General features: G+C 48.9%; 16 protein-coding genes. 11 read left to right on the top strand and 5 right to left on the bottom strand.

All coding sequences use genetic code 11. The features are described from left to right. The first annotated feature begins 284 nt into the window (after nt 1-284). The 10 genes from IAE48_RS11410 (at nt 285) to IAE48_RS11365 (ending at nt 7,286) form a co-directional block, all read left to right on the top strand. Nucleotides 285-689, top strand: a complete 405-nt coding sequence (locus tag IAE48_RS11410; protein WP_200134437.1) for a tgtA5 cluster protein 2 — start codon at nt 285-287, stop codon at nt 687-689. Nucleotides 690-844: 155 nt separating this feature from the next. Then, the gene (gene vapB / locus IAE48_RS11405; RefSeq protein WP_200134436.1) at nt 845-1,075 is read left to right on the top strand and encodes a type II toxin-antitoxin system VapB family antitoxin; all 231 of its coding nucleotides are present in this window, start codon (nt 845-847) and stop codon (nt 1,073-1,075) included. Then, nucleotides 1,072-1,488, top strand: a complete 417-nt coding sequence (locus IAE48_RS11400) for a type II toxin-antitoxin system VapC family toxin (protein WP_200134435.1) — start codon at nt 1,072-1,074, stop codon at nt 1,486-1,488. Before vapB ends, IAE48_RS11400 begins: the two co-directional genes overlap by 4 nt. 84 nt (nt 1,489-1,572) lie before the next feature. Continuing rightward, nucleotides 1,573-2,049: a hypothetical protein gene (locus tag IAE48_RS11395; protein WP_200134434.1), complete on the top strand. Its 477-nt coding sequence runs from the start codon at nt 1,573-1,575 to the stop codon at nt 2,047-2,049. Nucleotides 2,050-2,577: 528 nt separating this feature from the next. Then, on the top strand, nt 2,578-3,258 hold the full coding sequence (locus tag IAE48_RS11390; protein WP_200134433.1) for an SOS response-associated peptidase family protein: 681 nt from the start codon (nt 2,578-2,580) through the stop codon (nt 3,256-3,258). Nucleotides 3,259-3,665: 407 nt separating this feature from the next. After that, nucleotides 3,666-4,445: a TraX family protein gene (locus tag IAE48_RS11385; protein ID WP_200134432.1), complete on the top strand. Its 780-nt coding sequence runs from the start codon at nt 3,666-3,668 to the stop codon at nt 4,443-4,445. 748 nt (nt 4,446-5,193) lie between these two features. Further along, nucleotides 5,194-5,655 carry a helix-turn-helix domain-containing protein gene (locus IAE48_RS11380; RefSeq protein WP_200134431.1) on the top strand — a complete coding sequence of 154 codons (462 nt, stop codon included), beginning with the start codon at nt 5,194-5,196 and terminating at the stop codon, nt 5,653-5,655. Further along, nucleotides 5,655-6,230, top strand: a complete 576-nt coding sequence (locus tag IAE48_RS11375; RefSeq protein WP_200134430.1) for a PIN domain-containing protein — start codon at nt 5,655-5,657, stop codon at nt 6,228-6,230. The genes IAE48_RS11380 and IAE48_RS11375 overlap by 1 nt, the downstream gene beginning before the upstream one ends. Before the next feature lie 313 nt (nt 6,231-6,543). After that, nucleotides 6,544-6,999 (top strand): STM2901 family protein, encoded by a 456-nt coding sequence (locus tag IAE48_RS11370; protein ID WP_200134429.1) that lies wholly within the window; start codon nt 6,544-6,546, stop codon nt 6,997-6,999. Then, the gene (locus tag IAE48_RS11365) at nt 6,993-7,286 is read left to right on the top strand and encodes a DUF1493 family protein (RefSeq protein WP_200134428.1); all 294 of its coding nucleotides are present in this window, start codon (nt 6,993-6,995) and stop codon (nt 7,284-7,286) included. The genes IAE48_RS11370 and IAE48_RS11365 overlap by 7 nt, the downstream gene beginning before the upstream one ends. 813 nt (nt 7,287-8,099) lie before the next feature. On the opposite strand, the gene repA is transcribed toward IAE48_RS11365, so the two are convergent. Both repA and IAE48_RS11355 read right to left on the bottom strand, forming a co-directional pair. After that, on the bottom strand, nt 8,100-9,008 hold the full coding sequence (gene repA, locus IAE48_RS11360) for a plasmid replication initiator RepA (protein WP_200134427.1): 909 nt from the start codon (nt 9,006-9,008) through the stop codon (nt 8,100-8,102). Nucleotides 9,009-9,876: 868 nt separating this feature from the next. After that, on the bottom strand, nt 9,877-12,948 hold the full coding sequence (locus IAE48_RS11355) for a metallophosphoesterase (protein ID WP_200134426.1): 3,072 nt from the start codon (nt 12,946-12,948) through the stop codon (nt 9,877-9,879). Between the two features lie 264 nt (nt 12,949-13,212). On the opposite strand from IAE48_RS11355, the gene IAE48_RS11350 reads away from it, so the two are divergent. Further along, nucleotides 13,213-14,211, top strand: a complete 999-nt coding sequence (locus IAE48_RS11350; RefSeq protein WP_200134425.1) for a tyrosine-type recombinase/integrase — start codon at nt 13,213-13,215, stop codon at nt 14,209-14,211. A gap of 90 nt (nt 14,212-14,301) precedes the next feature. Here IAE48_RS11350 and IAE48_RS11345 read toward each other — a convergent pair whose 3' ends face one another. From IAE48_RS11345 to IAE48_RS11335, 3 genes are all read right to left on the bottom strand, one after another. Further along, nucleotides 14,302-14,772, bottom strand: a complete 471-nt coding sequence (locus tag IAE48_RS11345) for an RES family NAD+ phosphorylase (RefSeq protein WP_200134424.1) — start codon at nt 14,770-14,772, stop codon at nt 14,302-14,304. Then, on the bottom strand, nt 14,769-15,212 hold the full coding sequence (locus IAE48_RS11340; RefSeq protein WP_200134423.1) for an antitoxin Xre/MbcA/ParS toxin-binding domain-containing protein: 444 nt from the start codon (nt 15,210-15,212) through the stop codon (nt 14,769-14,771). Before IAE48_RS11340 ends, IAE48_RS11345 begins: the two co-directional genes overlap by 4 nt. Before the next feature lie 736 nt (nt 15,213-15,948). Beyond that, complete coding sequence (locus IAE48_RS11335) at nt 15,949-17,640, bottom strand: putative bifunctional diguanylate cyclase/phosphodiesterase (protein WP_370569019.1); 1,692 nt, start codon at nt 17,638-17,640, stop codon at nt 15,949-15,951. Nucleotides 17,641-18,204: the final 564 nt, after the last annotated feature.

Genomic DNA, 18,204 nt, shown 5'->3' with positions numbered 1-18,204 from the left:
CCGTTCTGAAATACCGAAACTTTAAAGCCGGAAAAAACCTAATACTGGGCTAAACCTACTGATACTCCTCCATCAACTGCTGAACACGGCACATAACTATTACAATATGTCCCGAGGGCTTATCATTAAGCTCTCGGGATAACTTAGCATACATACAGGACAAAACTCTTTTCCGAACGTTTCAAACAGCTCTAATGATGTGTGATTTCTATTTTGCCATTGGCTTAGTTCTCAGGCAGTTAGTTTTAAATCCCCTCGCATAGTACCGATATTCAAATCCTACTATGACAATTGGGCTTGGTTTCCTGTACGCCTCTGACCGGGTGGTCCTGTATGACGCCACCTTCGCCTCGATGTTGTGCTGCCATCGCACCGTGTGGGAACGGCTGACGACCCGGCCGCCAACAGTACGCCGCTGCCCCTCCCTCAGGGCACTGATGCGTGACAGGCCACATGACCGCTTTATTGTCGCCGCGTCGCCCGCGTACCTCCAGGCAGTGGAGGACGTTCTTTGTGCGGGCAGGGAGGCGCTGGCCTCACCGGCGCAGCTGGCAATCGTCAGTTCAAAAGGCTACCGGGGACGTCTGCGCGAAAGCCTGACCCTCACCAGTGCGGCCATGATGAAGACGCTGAACACCAACATGACGGGGCTGAATATCAGCCAGGCCGTGACGCTGCTGGCACCCTGAGTGACCGGAGAAATGAGCTCTCCGGACATTTTATCTTCCCCCTGCGCAAAAAAAACAGCATAAGCATATGCAAGGCATATACAAGAAAATGTTTACCGCATATACTTTGCATATGCCTGAGTGTGTCAGGCGCAGCTGATACCCGAGGAGAAAGCATGCGAACAGTGTCAATTTTCAAGAACGGCAATAACCGCGCCATACGTCTGCCCCGTGATCTGGATTTTGAAGGGGTGAGTGAGCTGGAGATCGTCCGCGAGGGTGACAGCATCATTCTGCGTCCCGTCCGCCCGTCGTGGGGCTCTTTCTCTCAGCTGGAGAAGGCCGATGCTGACTTCCTGACAGAGCGCGGGGATGTGGTCAGCGATGAAGGGCGCTTCGAGTTATGAGCAGGACTTACATGCTCGATACCAATATCTGCTCTTTCATCATGCGCGAGCAGCCTGAAGCGGTACTGAAACGCCTGGAGCAGGCCGTCCTGCGTAACCACCGTATCGTGGTGTCGGCGATCACCTATGCCGAGATGCGCTTCGGTGCGGTCGGTAAGAAAGCCTCGCCGCGTCATGCACAGCTGGTCGATGCGTTCTGCGCCCGCCTCGATGCGGTTCTTGCCTGGGATCGTGCAGCAGTGGATGCCACGACTGAAATCAAGGTCGCACTGGCCGCAGCCGGGACACCTATCGGGCCGAATGACACGGCGATTGCAGGGCACGCCATCGCGGCCGGAGCCATTCTGGTCACCAACAACACCCGGGAATTTGCCCGCGTCCCCGGACTCGAGTCTGAAGACTGGAGCCGTTAACACGCCGTTTCCGGTCAATTTTACGTTGTGACGCCGGTGCCTCACTCCGGCACATTGCCACCCTTTACAGGGCAGAGAAGAATAATGAGCATCAAACTGACAGAAGCAAAAGTTGAGTCCCTTATTGATACCCTCAATGCCCTCATCTGCGAGGAACAGCTGCTGACCCGTGAGCAGCGGGAAAATATGGTCAGAACGGTGGCCACACTTGGCGGACTGGGTGAAAGGGTTCGTCTCACACAGGCGCAGAAGGAAGCCCTCAGGCAGGCCAGGGCTGAGAAGCCAGCAAAGAAACCCGGGGAGCGTGATCCGGTGTTTCCACGCTCCGGGAGCAAATGGTCGGAAGAGGATCTGGAACTGATACACTCCATCATTGATGACCTTCCGGATGCTGAAATCGACAATCATGTTATTTTTCTTTCCGGTCAGCAGCAACGCACCCCTTATGCCATTGCGCAGAGAATTGTTGCTGAGGGGCGACTCGACAAGGAATGGGCTGAGAAGTGGAGAACGACGGCTATGAAAATCCGGGAGCAGACCGCGCAGCAGGGCGATATATAGCCCGAATAATAACGTACATATTAACAACAGATTGCCAGATTAAATAATGTGGAGATTATTATGGAACACGACCAGTGGGTTTTATATTCCGGAGCAACGCTGGTTTTATGAGTGCTGAGATATATATATGGAAAATTTTGTTCACGAGAAAAAATATATCCCGCGATGAAAAACTGTCAGCCATGAATGCATTTTGTGAAAAACATTAACCTCTGTTGATGGTTTACAGCCGGGCGGCATTCTTACCCAGCCTTTAACCAGGTAGAGGCATTCTGCCCTGACATTGATGACCTCAGAAATGATTTGATCACCCACGATGTGACAAATTTCAGGGAACACGAAAAACTGAATGGATATACAACTTTTCTCGACGGAGACACTCTCTGGATTTACCTGGACAAAAACCAGCTGGAAAACCTCTGTATGACCCGCTGAGTATGGTGCCGAAGATTAACCGGCAACTGCTGAGTGAGGAATCGACCGGCTGAGCCATACTGTTTATATCACAGTGTATGAGAGGAGAGCGCTATGTGTGGCCGGTTCGCGCAGTTCAGCAGCAGGGATGAATACCTGCAGGCACTCGGTATAAACGGGGAAACCATAGCGTATGATCCTCAGCCACTTGACCGCTACAACGTGGCACCGGGTACCCGTGTTCTGATAGTGAGTGAGCGTGAAGGGGACTTCGCTCTCGATCCGGTTCTGTGGAGCTACAGTCCGGAATGGTGGACAAAAGCCCCCCTGATTAACGCCCGCAGCGAAACCGCGGCCAGCGGTAAAATGTTCAGCAAGCTCTGGCATAACGGGCGTGCCATTGTGCCTGTGGATGGCTGGTATGAGTGGAAAAAAGTCGGCTCCCGTAAGCAGCCTTACTTCATCTACCGCAGGGATTCTAGGCCATTATTCATGGCCGCACTGGGTCATGCACCTTTTGACGCTGACCACGGCGGTGAAGGGTTTGTCATTCTCACGGCCGCCAGTGACGAAGGCCTGCTCGACGTTCACGATCGCCGGCCTGTCGTGCTCGGTGCAGACGCTGCGCTGGAATGGCTTCATGCCGGCACGTCAGTCGGGAATGCAGAACATATTATTGCCGCTGCCGCCCTGCCTGAGACAGCATTCAGCTGGCATCCTGTGGCAGCGGGTGTTGGTAATCCACATAACCAGGGTAGCGCACTTATTTCACCTGTGAACGATCCGGTAGTGTAATATTTCTAGTGTCAGTACGAATGCGCGAACACTTATTAACCACGATGAACTAAAAATTAATCGCAGCCCGACACTTAAGTTGTTATGCATATTACCTGATATGTCACAACACCCTGTATACGTAGTAATTAATAATAAAGCTTTTAAGTTAAATGCCGAAAACAGTTATTATTAATTTTCTATATAGTGCATTATGAATAGTTTCGGGTTACTGAGAACGGCAGTTGATAACAAAGATAAAATGAAGGCCATGTTAATACTGCGGGATAAGCCAGAATCCGTTGCCCCTAAAATACTGGAGAAGTCCGGTGCGTCTGTTCCGCCTTATAAAGGCAAAGCATTCTGGCGGTGGGCACAGGATTATATTATCCGTGCCTGCCAGCCTGATTCATCACGGGATAAATATCATGCACACACTGAGTGCGAAAATTCAGGCGTTATCTGAACAGGTCAGGGCCGGACTGAACTTAAGCCCCGCAGCGGCGGACTGGCTGAAAGTGCTCGCCCTGCTGGCCATGCTGGCCGATCACACGAACACACTGCTGCTGCCTCACCTGCAACCGGAGCTTTATGCGCTGGGACGGATGGCCTTTCCCCTGTTTGTGCTCATCTGGGCGCGCAACGTGCTTCACAATCCGCACCGGCTCCAGACGCGGGCAAACAGGATATGGCTGTGGGCAATCGTCACGCAGCCGGTCTTTTCCTTCGCCTTTGCCGGGCACGACCCGTGGTATGCCCTCAACATTCTGTTCGTGTTCGCCGGCGCGACGCAGCTGCTGGCGTGGTATCACCGCTTCCGGATACGCGGTCTGGCTGCCGGTCTGGTGTTGCTGGGCCTGATGGTCTGGCCGCTGTCTTTCGCCAGTTACGGTCTGTCCGGGCTGGTTCTGGCTCTCTCGCTGGCAACGTTCCTGCATTCATCACCGGGACGCCTGTCCGGAGTGGCTGCAATGATGGCGATCGTCGCGCTCCTGTTGATCAACAGTCAGCATGTCACGCAGGCACCGGCAGTGGTGGTGGTACTGTCCATCCTGCCCACGTGTCTTCTGCCGGCCGCCGCTGTCGGTCTGGTCCGCACACTGACAGACGGCCGCGAACGGCGATTCATGCCCTCGATGTTCTTCTACATGGCTTATGCCGGTCATCTCTTTATTCTTGGGCTGATAACCCGGCTATGCTTGCTGTAGATGCGGGACTGCATGTCCGGAAGAGCCGTTATCAACGGAACGACAGACATATTTTTAAAAGCGGGAGTTAGCCTGGATGACAACCTACAAAATAAAGTAAGAGTACAGCAGCAACGGGGGAACGCAGACAGAAGACACTCTGCTGGAGTGCGATCATGAGCCTACCAGAGAAGAGCTGGAGCATGCTGTCAGGGGGCAGTTTGGAGATCGGAAAATTTAGTACGTTAAGCGCATTATTTTACTAATCGAGATGCGTAACGGATTGATTTTGCGTCAGCGGCTATCGCTTTTAAGTTGCCACTCTTGCGGTATCGCATTTAGGTTATCCTGTTCAAAAAACAGGCGTGCCGTACAATAATTATCTATAACCAAACTGCCCCCTAAAAGATGTGGCTAAAAATGGCAATGTGCGATGTAAATTGGCTGGTTAATTTTTGGCTATTTAAAATGACCGCTTAACGGCGTTTACTGTTCCGTTGCTCCCGAAAACCCAAATCCAATCTTCTCTCCACCCAACAACCTACAACTTTGCAGTCAGCAGGATTTACCCAGCTTTTCGTTTGTTTCGTTTGTTGCATTTTTCGTTTATTTCGTATAACCTCAGTTATAACAGTTGTCGTCATATCAAAACCGAAATCGTAAAGCCGAACCGTAGAACCTAAACCGAAAAGTCAAACCGTAGAACTGAAACCGTAAAGCTGAACCGTAAACCGAAACCGTAAAACCTAAACAATTGGAATACTAAACAATGACAAACTCAATTCTTGATAGCCTTAGCCTTCCGGCTAAAGGGGAAATTGAGGCAGCTGTGCGTGGACAAAGGGAGCTTGCCGCCTACCTCTCCACAAAAATGGAAACACAGAAAATTTCGATTCAAGATGCAAATAACGTAACTCATCATATCGAACTACCGACGTCTTCACTGATGTTGCTTATGTCGATTTTGGGTGAACTAGCACTTGGTAACGCGGTGCAAGTCGTTCCTGTGCATGCTGAATTGACCACGCAGGAAGCCGCCAATATTCTGAATGTTTCACGCCCTCATATGGTGAAACTGTTGGAAGATGGGAAGCTTCCTTTTCATAAAACAGGTCGCCATCGCCGCGTGCTTTTCGCCGATTTGATGAAGTACAAGGATCAGCGAGATAGCGATAGCAATAAAGCTATGCAGGAGTTGGCAGATCTAAGCCAAGAGCTTGGGCTTTACTAATGAACCACACACCTTATCCCGTAGTTTTAGATGCTTGTGTACTGTACCCGTCATTTCTACGGGATTTATTGATTCGATTGGGGCTGACCGGGTTGTACCAACCAAAATGGTCAGCCAGTATCGAAAATGAGTGGCAACGTAACCTTTTAGCAAACAGAACGGATCTAACTGAAGATCAAATTAAACGCACTGCCACGCTAATGAATAAAGCCGTTCCTGATGCGATGGTTACCGGCTTTGAGCCTCTGATTGATAGCATTGATTTACCTGATGTAGATGATCGGCATGTTGCCGCTGCTGCTGTCCGTAGCAATGCTGAAATCATTGTGACGTTGAATCTTAAAGATTTTCCGGCACCTGCTCTTGATGCCTTTGGTATCGAAGCGTTGCATCCTGACGATTTTGTTATGGATTTATTCGATTTAAATAGTGCACTTGTGCTTTCGGCCGTAACTACGCAGCGCAGTAGTTTACGGAAACCGCCCGTGTCGGTTGATGAATATTTAGAAGCGCTGCTAAAGCAAGGTATGGCGCAAACCGTAAAAGAATTAAGCAAATACCGCATACTTATTTAGCACACTAATCAGCCGATAAAGCTACTGGCTATGGCTCCAGCTCGAAAAAATTCGGGCAGAAATATTGGCAGCACTCATTCAAGCGACCATAGCTGACAAGGTACTCCAGGGCAGCGCCTAAGCTGATTGGACGGTCGAAATCAAACCAGAAACAATCCCAATCAATATGGGGTCAGTTTGGTTATAGAGAATGTTAGCTCGCAGGGAAAAATCTGAAAATATCTGTAGGTTATGTGGTGACCTTAATCACAGGGATATGATGAATGTGTACTGAATGCACATCGTACAACGTATTCATTCATGGACGCACTATATGGACACCACTGAAGAGTTAAACGGGACGTACTTTTACGCTGGCAGGTCAAACCTGACTGCCAGCGGTCTTTTATTCATGATCTTCTGTGAACAGTTCGCCGAGCAGCTGGACGTGGATGACTTCGGGGCGATAGTGGCTGTGGTCAGTGGAAGGCGCAATATTACCACACGAACAAAACCGGCTGACGCGCTTAAAGGAACCTCCCGGGCCTCGAAGGCCGCCCGTAAAGTGTTTGGAAACAGGAAATTCCCGCTAGGTATAAAACTGCCCACTCTTGTAGGTCTCCCCCCGTTCACGCTCAGACTGCACATGACCCGTAAAATAGGCACCTTTGTCGGTCGCGCCATCCCTGTGGTTGGCTGGATAATTCTGGCCAGGGATGTGTCAGAGATTATGTTTAACACCATCACGGTTTATGACGCGATAGCGCGCGGAGATGACAAATTATGGTAGACAGCATCGAACAGTGTATTTATGAATTGATAAAGCCCTGGTGCGGCCGGAGCTGGCTGACACGCCGGGCACCTGAGCTTACTGGCGAAACCTCCCTCAACATAACGCTGAAAATGGATCCGGAGGACACCGCCGAGCTACTGGTGACGTTGTTCAGTGAATTCGGTCTGAATCCTGATGATGTCGATCTCAGCGTTTATTATCCCCGCCGGCGCGGACAGGAAATTCCTTTAACCATCGACATGCTGGTCTCCTCAGTCAGATCCGGGAAATGGCTCTATAAGTGACAGGCATAAACAGGAGCGCGAGCAGTGCGCAGCGCGACCCTGAATGTGCCGCAGGCACATGCCGGCGGAAATCAGGCTGAAGATGACTCCGTTCCTGTATCCGCCGGAGCGCCCGGCGAAGCCGGCAACGTAATAGCCTGTGGCTATCAACCCCCTCATCCCTGCTAAGCCATGACCCGCTAAAAGCGATACAGAACCTACTGTGCGCGGTCGGAGTGGTCACGTCGAGGCTTTGCCGAAGACGGGGCGTATCTCCGCGTTAGCGTCCCGTCAGGGCGCTTACGAGCGTGTTACCTCATACTCACCGCAACACTACGTGCAGCAACTCAAATCTTTAGTTACATCATCCCCTTTAAAAGCGGCACTGTTCCGGGCCTCCGGCCCGGGGCGGCGCGGCTTTTCAGGGGCTGAATGGCCGCATTGTGGCCGGGTTGTTGCGCTGACGGGACCCGCCGCCTGCGGTGGGGGGAAGCTCATCTCTGAGCGGCGCAGCCGTGAGGCTGCTGCAAGCGAAGGCATCTTTAAGTTTTCCCCGTTATCCACCGTTTTTATCCAGTGAATAAGGGTGATCTTTTATGAATATAAGTAAGGACGAAGTCCTGAATATATTGCGCGTTTCCTGACAAGGGTTGCAGGAAAGGGCTTTATCCTGTTTGCGAAAATCTGTGGATAAAAGAAAGTGATGGCCATAACTCGCCCTTTCGGGGCATGCCGGCAACGGGAAAGGCCTGAGTGTTGCGTAATATTTAACCGGATATTTGTGACAGACGTGCGGAAGCCTCCGCAGCAAAGCGGAGGTTTAAAAACGGCGGGCTAGTGAGGGGGCGATGTTCCCGGCGGCTCCAGGCTGACCAGCTCCAGCTGATACAGCTGCGACCAGACCAGTTTCTCGAACTGCTGATGTGTCATATGGCCGGTCTGACCTTTCATGCTGCGCATCAGATCCTCGGACACCTGGCGCTTGCGCTCGTCAAAGGGCAGCGCCGCGAGTTTTTTGCGTTGCTTGCCCTCGAGGGCGCGGGTTCTGCGCGACAGGATGGTCTGGTGCCGGCAGCGTTCGTACCAGCGACGGCGTGCGGCTTTCAGGCTCAGGGTTTCGCCCGGTGCCAGCTGCCCGTCCTGAATGGCGGCAAGGCGTGCATCCTGTTCGGCCCGGAGTTTGTCCATATTCACACCGGTCAGGCGCCAGCCGGCGTCGGTGATGATGATATGTTTCGGGAAGCGGTAGTTATTGACGATATCCCACTCGCATTTCGGCGCCTCAATGACACCGAACGGCAGCAGAGCAGTGATGAGGCGTGAAACACGCCAGACGGTGACCGCCAGCTCCGGGATAACATTTCCCTGTTCATCTTTGGGGCTCAGCTCTTCGGCCAGCTTTGTGATGTTGATAGTTACGATGCCGGTGGCCAGATCGACCTTATTGATGAACAGGATGAACAGCGCATCAAGCAGGTTCCGCCGTTCAGGATAAAATGCCCGCTTGCGGCCGGTCTGCGGTCGCAGGAAGGTGAAGAGGGGATCGGCAGAGACCCGACGACGCATAACCCATTCTCCGGTCGCCTTGTTCCGGGCGATCAGGTTGCGCAGGGCGCGGCCATGCTCTTTGCTGAGGGCTTTGTAGTGTGCCGGACGGACATACTGTGGTACCGGGCATTTACAGGCCGTGGAATGGGTACCACGGTGGCGACGGTCGTCGCGTGGTTTTAAATTGTCATTCACGCCGGCCTTTTCTTATGGCGGCCGTGTGTTGTTTTATGTGGTGCATGCGTTATAATCCTTCACAGGCGCTGCGCCTGCTTTTGGACCCCCTGATATCTGAATCTTCCGCCAAGTTGAATGCAGATTTCGGGGGGTTTTTGCATTCAGGCTCCGGCAAACCTGCCGTCACCTGCTCCCGGGCGTCTTTCGGACACGCCCCATCAATGAATTCCTTGCGCTTTACGCCCGCTCGCATGTACAGACGAAAAGCATGAATTATACCTGTCTCCCATAACCTTCCGTCCCACCACAAGACATCAGATCAGGTCAGCACGCTGATTTGAGATAAGTTCATAATTCAGAGTTGTAGCAATGAAAACGCCTCACCACAGGGTTTTCATACTTGGAAGAGTCTACCCAATTGGCGTTGCGTTTTCCAGTTGAAAAAGGTCCCGGCATCCCTGCAATGATAGCTAGTAACTGGAGCATGATGACCTGAAAGCAATGAGACAAGCGGCACGGGAACTCGTGTTGTCAGGTAAAATGCATTTGGAAAATTGCATTACATATAGCTGCCAAAATTCAGAAAATGTATAGCGGCTGAAAATCTGTATAGAACTTTTAGGTATTTTTAGGATAAAAAACTAAGTAGGAGCTTGACGCAAAGATTACTGTGTCATGCTCCTGACACCGCATAGAGTAGCCTGTAGGCCAGTCAGTAGAATAGTATTCTTATCCACTATCTCAAAGGGAGCCTTTTTCACAATAATTTGCCTGTCGGGTTAGCTATACTTAGCCTACAACATGATGGAAAAGTGATATCTCCTAACTTAACAAACTGGTGATTAGGCCATTATCATAATGGCCTAATTAAAAAAACACACAGCTATTATTTCAACTTTTCAAAACCTATTTGTTTCGCAACTTGGCCGTAATTTATTCCTGCGATGGAGCATATTTGCTGTGCTTCTTTGTCTGTTCTTTCGAACATATATAAGTAATTCAATATAATAGTCTTCATCAATCTGTCAGTAAGGTGGTTTGTTCTCATGCTTTGTACAAACCTTCGTAATTGATCGACTGACACGGCATTACCAAGTTCTAACATTGTAGCAAGCTTAATAAGGTTCCCTGAATTAGATTCCATCTGATCACACACATCGTCTATAACTTGTTGTAAGTTGATGCTTCCTATGGATGAGGAGATTTTTGTTATAAAGAAAAAGCTTAGGCTTGTTATCATTTCAAATAAAAACCGCTTGGCCATTTCTTTCATTTGTTTTTCAGTATGTTCATCTGTTTTATCCATCAATTTCTCAAAAATTCTTTTTTCTACCATCTCTAATGAGCTTTCTGCATTTTCTTCGATAAGAGAGAAAAAGTAATCGAGCGAACGCAGTGGTGCTTTTATTGCTTCCTCTAAAAGTTTCTTTTTTTGTGTTACTTTTAATGAACCATAATAATTTCTAGATAACTGTCCCAAAATCTCTAATGACTTAAAAGATAAGTTCATGTCTTTGAGAAAATCGTTTGCATTATCCTCTGGTTTAGGTTGAACGCGATCGTTTTCATTGTCGTCATCGATATCTTGATTAATTAACGATTCGTAGTTTTGCGTATCACCATTTTCAACATCATCTTTTCTTGACTCTATTTCTTTTCTAAGAGCTAAGCGATTTTGACTCTCATAGGTGACTGGATCAAACTGTAGTTTCTCAACGATTGAACCAATAAACGTTGAATCTAATTCTAATGTTGTGGGTTTAGACTTTTTGAACAACTCTTGTGCTTGTGTTACGACTTTATCTAAAATCGACTCATCTCTTGAATGATGAGTTAAGAACATTAAAATGCTCATGCTCTTGCGGCGGCCTAACGATGTTACCAAATTATCAATTATAGTTATAGTAGATTCAGACCGTATTGTATCTGATAAATACTTGGCGATAAAAAAATAATACACATAAGGATATTTAAATTTATAGTACTCGCCGTCTTTTGTTTCTAAAATCTTAGCTCTTACTAACAATTTAAATCTGTTATCAAAATCTATTTTGACACCATATATATCACAAAATTCATGATTAAAATCCCAGAGAGCTTGCTTAGATTCGTCTTTAATGTTTTTGTCAAAGAAATAATACGACAACTCCTTGACATAGTTGAAAAACTCGTCAAGTTCTTCCTTTTTAACTGAGGCGTTTCCCAGGCTTTGAGTAATAAGATATTCGTAGTAGTAACCATATGTATTAGCACTTACTTCTAAAGCATTACCGCTTTCCATTGACTGCAGCAATGTAAGTAGAAAAAATGGTGTTGATGGTACGTAGTTTTTACCAAGTACCTTAGTTATAGTGCGAACAGCATGGTTGTTCTTATAAATGAGCGATCCATTTTCATTCTGGCACTCTTCTTTCAATTGGTTCCATTTGTTAACTAATTCATATCTCAACCGATGGCCAAGCTTTAATATTTCATACTTAATATATTCCGAGTCAAAATAACTATCTCCAAGTAGCTCACTGCCACTAAAATCAAAAGTATCGTTTACAGTTATTATTACTTTATCAAATATTACATAAGATGTTTTTAGGAATGCGTTAATTGAGGTTTTATCACCTTTAACGAGATCAAAACCGTCAAGGAGCAAAACCTTAGTTGCTGTTGCGTTAACATAGCTTATACCATCTAGTCCATCATATTGTTTCTTAACGTGCCTATTTATTATTTTATCGTATTCTATTCTACTATTTCGTATAGCATTACCTTCAATAAATAAAGGTAGATTATTTTTTGAAATAGCATCGATGAATAATTTCTTAAGTAGCGTTGATTTGCCACAGTACTCATCGCCAATGAGTAAGATTTTCTTGTGCTCGTTGCCCAAAATGTATTCGGATGAAGATTTTCTCATGTCAAACTTATTTTCTTCATTCAGCATTTTAAGGTTTGGGTATATAAATACGTCATTAAGATCTAACACATCTTTATCTGGATGTATGTAATTGACACCTATATCAATCAGCCCTTTATAAAAATCCATATTTACAGAAGCGCATTCATTAGAAATAGAATTGCTTTTCAATATATCTTGTTTGTTATACGAACCATTAACTTCAAACTTACCATCTTCCCATATGTATGTTTTAATATTCACATCATTGTTATCAAGTTCGAAAGTGATAAACCCATTGTCTGGTACCCATACATCATCAAAGGGCATAGCCTCAATCATTAGACAAGAATTGGTCTCGCCAACCACTTTAAAATTGTCATTTAAATGTTCATGTCCAGTCAATATTATAGAATAATCATCACGCGTACTGTTTCTTATTACTTTTTGGTTATCTGGTTCAAACCATGAAAGGGGGTGATGAAAGAAAAGTATATTTATATTGTTTTTATCTGTATCCGGGAGGTATTTTACAGGGAAAAATATATCTCCTCCTCGCTCATGTATTTGTGAACACCAAGCCGTATTTAAAGTGGCAATGTTTATGCTCTTGTCGCCACTAATTATTTTGAAAGATTTTGATAATGGAGTGCTCTGTTCTGCATTAAATGTAGTGTAACTAGACTCAAATTCATTATAACTTTTTAAACCTTTTGTGCAAATTGCTATGGTTTCCACATCTTGCTGCTCAGATTCTAATTTCAATATTTGATTTCTTGCGACGTTGGATTCATATTTTGAAAAATCATGATCATGATTGCCTGGGCACATTATAAGATCATAAGATGTTGCTAATTCTTCAAAATAACACTCAATAAGCTCAAATTCTTCTCTCTTTCCGCTGTAAGAAATGTCACCTGAGACAAGAATGATTACTTTATTGTAATCGCCTAATTTTTTGATGCCGCTTATTGTCGCTACGAAAGTATCGAATTTAGGCTTTATGTTGGACATATTGCTCTGTTTAACGTGTATATCGCTCAGGTTAACAAAAAGGGTCTTATTCATCACTTTTCCTAATAGATATTCAAATTCAGATTTATCCTCTGAATTTAATCTTATCGAAGTGCAAAGCAAGCTCTTTCTATTCATATCTTGATGCAGCAATTAATGAATTCTTATTTTTTTATCTACTTATTAAAATGTACCTTTGAAAAAGTAGAGATGTACTGATACTCTTGGGCAGACCATCCGGCACCAGATTTCACGCAGCGCACCTGTGGCTTTTCGCCGGCGGTTGCCGGTTTTTAACTAACGGGGTTAAGGGGCACGATGCCAGGCTTACCTGACGAAGACGACTTTCTACCTTTCTCTGCTCCGGTGCGTCCCGGCGCGGAAGCAGACCTGTTGCCGGTCCGGTCGGGTGACACTGTCACCCCCGTCAATCCGGCCAGGGCCTACCTTATTTCCCTGAATTCGCCCCGCAGCCGGCAGACCATGGCTTCGTTTCTTAACACCGTGGCCCGGATTCTCGGTGCCCGGGACCTGACCGACTGCAGCTGGGCGGCGCTGCGCCGGCACCATGTGCTCGCCCTCACCGAAATGCTGCGGGATACGGGGCTGGCGGTGACCACCATCAACACCTATCTCTCTGCCCTGCGCGGGGTGGCTCTCGAGGCCTGGATGCTGAAGCTGATGAGCGTCGAGGATTACCAGCACATCCGTGCCGTGCGTTCAGTGCGTGGCAGCGCGCTGCCGCGGGGGCGCGCCCTGAGCCGGAAGGAAATCCGTCAGTTGTTTGGTGCCTGTGAGGCTGACCGCAGCAGCAAAGGCGTGCGCGATGCGGCCCTGCTGGGCGTCATTCTCGGCTGTGGCTTACGCCGCTCTGAAGCCGTGGCCCTGAGTTACGGAGATATCCTGTCAGCCGACCGCGCCCTGAAAGTCCTCGGCAAGGGGAACAAGGAAAGGCTGGCATATGTCCCGGCCGGTGCCTGGCAGCGCCTGGAGCTGTGGGTGGACCAGGTCCGGGGTGAAGCACCCGGGCCGCTGTTCACCCGTATCCGCCGGCACGACTGCCTCACGGACGAGCGGCTGACCGACCAAGCGGTGTACCACATCCTGCAGGTGCGCCAGCGTGAGGCTGGCCTGGACAGATGTGCTCCACACGATCTCAGGAGGACCTTCGCCACCGCACTGCTGGATAATGGTGAAGACCTGATTACCGTCAAGGATGCCATGGGGCATGCCAGTGTCACCACCACCCAGAAATATGACCGGCGCGGGGATGAAAAATTGCGTAAGGCGAGGGAGCGACTGGATTTTGGGAGCTGAACTGTCCATGTCGCGCTCAGGAGAAATGCTATGCGATCCCTGAATCTGCTGGCCTGACGTTTTGAAGGCGCATCAGTCCGCCTGTACCTGTTAAGGCCGCGCGCGTTTCAACCGACTGTCAAATCTGAAGGGAATTTCTTCAGCATGCTTTATTACGCTGGAAAATTCCGGGTGCTCGGGATTCAGCAGATAGTTAAATTCAACGGGGGATAATGCACTGGGAACACGCAGCGCTATTGAGGAACCCGTAAAGCACCATGCATCTCCATATGCTGCCAGCTCTGATGGCGCTTCTTCATCAGCCCAGTTACCCGGCAGTTCGCCCATGTCTGCTTTCTGGATCTGCTCGTCAGGTACATCAATCCGCAGTAACGTAAAATAATCCATGATGTGTGACGCATGCAGATGTACCAGCGTTTCCAGCATGGTGAGCGATGCCACGTCTGATACATAAACCATCGATGTACCGACACTGTTCCACCGGCCTCCGGCTTCTTTTGCTCCGTATCCCGTCCAGGCTGTAGAAAGATACTTTGTCTTGGTCAGCCGGTAAAGAATCAAGAGTACACCCCATGTTCCAGACGGGTGATCAGCTTCATGACTTCATAAGCCCCGGTTTCGGATGCCATGAGCTCAGCTGGCACTTTCCAGCCCAGGCCACGGTTTGGTTCCTTCAGCCATTTCTGGGCTTCCTCCTTGTCCCCTTCAAACAGGTCAACAGCCCGATCAATGACACGGATGATGCGAACCAGTCGTTCGCTCTGATCTGGACTGAATCGCGCTTTCAGGCCCCGTCCATACGTCGTGGGTGGTATGCCTGACATTTTGCGCAGGTCATTCTGCGTCATCTTTGCCCAGTCAGCGATTACGGTAGCGACCCTGCCATCTAGGCCATCATTAATCTGGCCCACTAATGCAACTCCGTCCGAAGTGTTTAACCCTGCCGCCTGCCATAAGCGGGGTGGCCTGGCCTGAATCGTGGAAAAGTTAAATGTTTTCATGAGATGCCTCCATATGGATATTTAATTATATCCATATGGTGAGCTCCGGGCAAATATTAACCGCTGACGCTACAAAAAACATCGTGCCGGACTTCATGTGATTGTACGGGGTCCGTAGCGGCGGTTTTTTCCACCGACAGGTTGCACAGACCGAGCATAAACCTGTGGATAACGGTCCGCCGCCCGCGCCGGCAGTGAAAAAAAGGAATTGGTCAAAAATTAATCAATTCTGTTTTCCATTTTGCTTGTTACTTCTTTCAATTCGTCTGCGCGCCGGTAAGCTTCCAGTAACTGCATGTTCGTATGTTCCGTATTTTCTGAACTGGCGGATCTCCGGCACAGTTTGTCTTTTGTCATGTTCCACAGTCGCAGATTAAGTTCATAACTCGCCTCTTCCATAATCTTTGTTCTCGGCTGGCTGTGGCTGCGCTGGGTTATGAAGCTACGCCGCGCGCGCCCTTAAAGTGCCATGCAAAGGCAACAAGGAATGGCTGGGGTATGTTCCGGCCGGCATCTGCCATTGTGGATGGACCAGATATGCGGCAGAGCGCGCAGTGCACCTGTAAACCCGCATCCGCCGGCACGACTGTCTGACTGAGATGCGCCTGACTGAGATGCGCCTGACAGAGCTGGCGGTCACCATATCCTGCCGATCCTTCAGTGTGAGGCCGGACTGGAAAATGTGCCTGTGTATGACGCAACGCAGGTCATCTGAACTGGATTTACTGGCTACACCTCATCTCCGGGACTGCGTGGTTTCGAGCCAGTTTTCCAGCGCTACCGGAGTCAATGGCCGGGAGAAATAGTATCCCTGAGCCTCATCGCATCCGTATTCCCTGAGCAGTTCAAGGGTTTGCTTATCTTCCACGCCTTCGGCAACTACAATAAAGTCCAGTTCTTTCAGCATCCGAATGATACTGCTGGCTATGATGCAGCTGCCGGGATCATTTATCAGTCCGGCGACCAGCGATTTATCAAGTTTGATAATATCGGCAGGCATACGGCGCAGATAACCAATATTGCTGTATCCGGCACCAAAATCATCCAGCAGGATCCTGAATCCCAGTTCCCGCAGCTTGGCCATATTGGTCAGGGCCTCTGTATTCTCGGTAGCGATTTCGTTTTCCAGGCATTCCAGTCCCAGCAGGTGTGCAGGCAGGCCGGCAACCTGCATTTTTTCTGACAGGATTGCGGCAAATCCTTTGCGGGAAAGGTCGCTGACGCTGACGTTAACCGATACAGGGAGTCGCGGTAGTCTGGCAGACCAGACTGTCAGCTGGTGCACGGCTTTGTCCACCACCCAGTCGGTCAGGCGGTGCATCAGGCCCGAGAAATGTGCAACAGGCAGGAACTCCGCCGGAGAAAGTTCGCCTCTTTCTGGATGATGCCAGCGGATCAGCGCCTCCAGACTGACTGTCTGACCGGTGGTCAGTGATACTTTGGGCTGATACACCAGATACAACCCGCCGGTGTTGCTCCGCAGCGCGGCATCCAGATCATTCATGAGGATGAAGTCGCTGTTAAGGCGGGCGTCGCTGAGTTCATCAAACTCCTGCGCATCCACGTTCTTGTTGATGGCATCATGCAGTGCACTGACTGCACGCCTCAGGCTCTCCTGAGGTGACAGTGATGCCGGCACAAAACAGACTTCACCGGTGTGGATTGACAGGTTCATGGCCATCCCGTTCCTGGGATGGACACTGAAGTCGTGCAGCATGCTCGCTACATATTTTGCAGAAAAGCGGTCACTGGCTGGTGCAAGAATAGCGTAGCGACCCACGTCAACCGTATAGATTATATCAGCAGGCTGCAGCGACAGTCTCTCCCGAAGTAGTAACCCCGCATCACGCAGCATCGCCTCCACCGGCGCCATACCCAGCGCTCGGGCCAGCTCATAAGCGCGGGGGATATCAATGCAGTCTACTAAAGTAAGTCTTAAGAGGCTGTGAGTATCCTGATGGAGTGTTTCCAGGCGGCGTATCAGCTGCTGACGGTTTGGCAGGCCTGTCGCGGCATCTGTAAAACCCGCCGAATGCCAGACCTCCAGGAACGCCATCACCAGGCGGGCGAGCATTTTCAGCCTGATGATTTTTCTGCGGGAAAATTGATGAGGTACCGTGTCTGTCACGCACAACGTACCCAGGATGATGTCCTCACGGTTAACCAGGGGCGCACCGGCATAAAACCGGATCCCCGGCGGTGCCACCACCAGAGGGTGTGTTGCGAAACGTGGATCCCGTAGCGTATCCTGGACCACCATGACTTTTCCGCTGTCTATCACATAACGGCAGAAAGCATTTTCTGCGTGTAGTCTGGCAAAGATCAAAATTGTGTGCAGCCCGGATGAGCTGATGGCTCTCATCAATGAAAGAAATAAAGCTTCCGGAGATCCCCAGTGAGTCGATGGTAAGACGGACAAATTCTTCAAGCACCTCATCCCTGCTTTCATCGGACGTTTTGAGTGCATCCATGGCCCTCTTCCGCTTATCTTCATTACCTCTGAGATTCACAAGCATAAACTGGCTCCGGTGATGCCGCTCACGGGTGACTGAAAGGGAAAAAACCAGACGTTTTAACTGAACCGTAACATAAAGATTCAGCATACGCTTAAAACGGCAAAAAACAGAGTATCTGTTTCTATACAGGCCCTTATCTGCCACGGCCTTATCGCGCTTACCGTATTTCATCAAGGTTCAGCTTTATATCCTGTCGTCGCAAAAAAGGGACCTGCATCCCTGGTGCCCCCATGGGGCTGCATTTAATGACAGGGATTAATACGTCAAACAAAACAGCTTCGGGTGTAAAAAATCCCTCTGAGTGGATACGCCGCATCACAGATGCCGGATAAAATGATTACTTCTCCGGTTATCGGCAATGTTTCATGAATTCATTATATTTAGCTGCAATAGTTTCAATTGATGATTTTTTGCTTCTGGCCGGGTGACTGTCTGCGCAGACGTTATACCAGACTGATTACACTGTGCCTTTCAGA

This window comes from Kosakonia sp. S57, from assembly GCF_016516575.1.
Lineage (GTDB): Bacteria > Pseudomonadota > Gammaproteobacteria > Enterobacterales > Enterobacteriaceae > Kosakonia > Kosakonia cowanii.
Note: the sequence above shows the minus strand (reverse complement) of the source record. Positions and strands in the feature narration are given on the sequence as shown.

Bases quoted from the DNA above. Each gene is read 5' to 3' on its own strand.
- IAE48_RS11375 (WP_200134430.1), top strand. From the start codon at position 5,655: ATGAACCACACACCTTATCCCGTAGTTTTAGATGCTTGTGTACTGTAC.
- IAE48_RS11355 (WP_200134426.1), bottom strand. From the start codon at position 12,948: ATGAATAAGACCCTTTTTGTTAACCTGAGCGATATACACGTTAAACAG.
- IAE48_RS11390 (WP_200134433.1), top strand. From the start codon at position 2,578: ATGTGTGGCCGGTTCGCGCAGTTCAGCAGCAGGGATGAATACCTGCAG.
- vapB (WP_200134436.1), top strand. From the start codon at position 845: ATGCGAACAGTGTCAATTTTCAAGAACGGCAATAACCGCGCCATACGT.
- IAE48_RS11380 (WP_200134431.1), top strand. From the start codon at position 5,194: ATGACAAACTCAATTCTTGATAGCCTTAGCCTTCCGGCTAAAGGGGAA.
- IAE48_RS11400 (WP_200134435.1), top strand. From the start codon at position 1,072: ATGAGCAGGACTTACATGCTCGATACCAATATCTGCTCTTTCATCATG.
- IAE48_RS11370 (WP_200134429.1), top strand. From the start codon at position 6,544: ATGGACACCACTGAAGAGTTAAACGGGACGTACTTTTACGCTGGCAGG.
- IAE48_RS11365 (WP_200134428.1), top strand. From the start codon at position 6,993: ATGGTAGACAGCATCGAACAGTGTATTTATGAATTGATAAAGCCCTGG.
- IAE48_RS11395 (WP_200134434.1), top strand. From the start codon at position 1,573: ATGAGCATCAAACTGACAGAAGCAAAAGTTGAGTCCCTTATTGATACC.
- IAE48_RS11385 (WP_200134432.1), top strand. From the start codon at position 3,666: ATGCACACACTGAGTGCGAAAATTCAGGCGTTATCTGAACAGGTCAGG.
- IAE48_RS11340 (WP_200134423.1), bottom strand. From the start codon at position 15,212: ATGAAAACATTTAACTTTTCCACGATTCAGGCCAGGCCACCCCGCTTA.
- IAE48_RS11350 (WP_200134425.1), top strand. From the start codon at position 13,213: ATGCCAGGCTTACCTGACGAAGACGACTTTCTACCTTTCTCTGCTCCG.
- IAE48_RS11410 (WP_200134437.1), top strand. From the start codon at position 285: ATGACAATTGGGCTTGGTTTCCTGTACGCCTCTGACCGGGTGGTCCTG.